The sequence below is a fragment of the Kribbella catacumbae DSM 19601 genome (genome assembly GCF_000372465.1).
Classification (GTDB): Bacteria; Actinomycetota; Actinomycetes; order Propionibacteriales; family Kribbellaceae; genus Kribbella; species Kribbella catacumbae.
Map to the genome: position 1 here is coordinate 1 of NZ_AQUZ01000139.1, position 1474 is coordinate 1474.

At 62.6% G+C, this 1474-nt stretch carries 2 protein-coding genes; both read right to left on the reverse strand.

Features of this window, described 5'->3' with window-relative positions; all coding sequences use genetic code 11:
• Window positions 1-584, reverse strand: a 584-nt coding sequence (locus tag A3ES_RS0145590) for a hypothetical protein (RefSeq protein WP_157631102.1), incomplete at its 3' end; no start/stop codon positions are given.
• A 242-nt stretch (window positions 585-826) separates the two neighbouring features.
• A partial coding sequence (locus A3ES_RS0145595; RefSeq protein ID WP_237745229.1) for a hypothetical protein occupies window positions 827-1474 on the reverse strand: 648 nt, incomplete at its 5' end.

Sequence of the window (1474 nt, forward strand, 5' to 3'; positions counted from 1 at the left end):
CCGAACAGCCACCATTGGACGGTCCAGCGGACTGTGGCGGTGAGGGTGTAGTTGCCGGATTTGGCGTAGGTGACGGTGCAGGCGGCGGATTCGTCGGCTGTCTCGGACCACGGAACGCCGATGCCTGCGCAGGTTGGTGGGGTGCCGCCGTCTCCTGGGTCGATGTCGACGGTGGGGACGATCTGCCAGCGGAGGCCGTAGCCGAACAGTTGGATCTGTTTGGATTTCACGGCGTAGGCGGCGGGGTTGTATTTGCCGTTGCCGTCGGTCAGCCAGATCCAGGTGGGGAAGTTCACCGCGTTGCTGGTGGCTTTCGGGCTGACTGCGACGTGGGTGTCGGGGAAGGGGATGGTGCCTGCGACCCAGTACATGACTTGTTCTGCGGTTGGGCGGGCTGGGGGTGGGGTTTTGAAGAACTGGTACTCGATGCCGGCGCGTTTCATCAGGTTGCCGCGGGCAATCGACATCGATTCGTCCCAGGTGGCCATCTCGGCTTCGAACTCGGCCAGTGTTTTGAACTGGCCGAACTTGCAGAATTTGGCGTACCACTGTCCGTCCGGACCGGCGATCGGTTCTGGTGGCACTGCTGGGTAGTCGGGTTCGGGAACCCAGACACACAAGGGCGGCTGCCCGCCCTTGGTCCACTTGGTCCCATCCTTCCCCGTGCGGCCCCTATCGCCTTGACAGCCCACACCACCCTGCACTACTTGGCTACCGACGCTGATGCCGCCGCCTGGGTTCTTACATGCGAAGGCCGGGGTGGCTGGTACAGACACGAAGGCGGTACCGGTCAACAGCAGCAACCCGACACCCAGTCGAGCCGCTTTCATCGAGTGCACCCGTACTCAGGCTTCCTCGCATCCGTCACGGACACCAGCCAACGGCCCTTCAACAGTTTGAGGCTATCGACTCTGGCAATCTTGCCGGGCGGCCGGGCGACGACCACACCGTTCTTCGCGACAGCGGTGTAGTTGTCCGTGACGCAAGCGGTCACAGTCGCCGTCTTGGCCTTCAGATCGAAGGTAGTGATCTTCGACTCCAGCAGCTTGCCGTCGCCTGTCACCTTGGCTCCGCGGACACCTTTGACCGCGCCCATGTAGTTCTTCATGGCGGTCAAGGCCGGATCAACCATCCATGTCTCATAGGCGTAACCCGCACCGCCATACCGGATGCCTTTCTGGATATAAGCGAAAGATGCGGCGTAGTCGGCGAGGATCTTTTGCTTCGCTGCCGTCGTCGGGTCGACCGGTTTGGGCGTCGGCTTCGGTGTCGGCGTCGGTGTGGTCGGGATCACTGATGGCTGGCTCGCCACTGGTGTTGCTGCGTCGTTTCCGCCGCAAGCCGCGAGGGTCAGCAGCATGCTTGCCGCGACCATCGTCGCGCCGTACCGGTTCACTCCAGCCTCCCCGAGATCTGATACAAACACCTGATCGTAGGTGACAGCGGGTCCGCAACCAGTCGCGGCAAGTTGCAG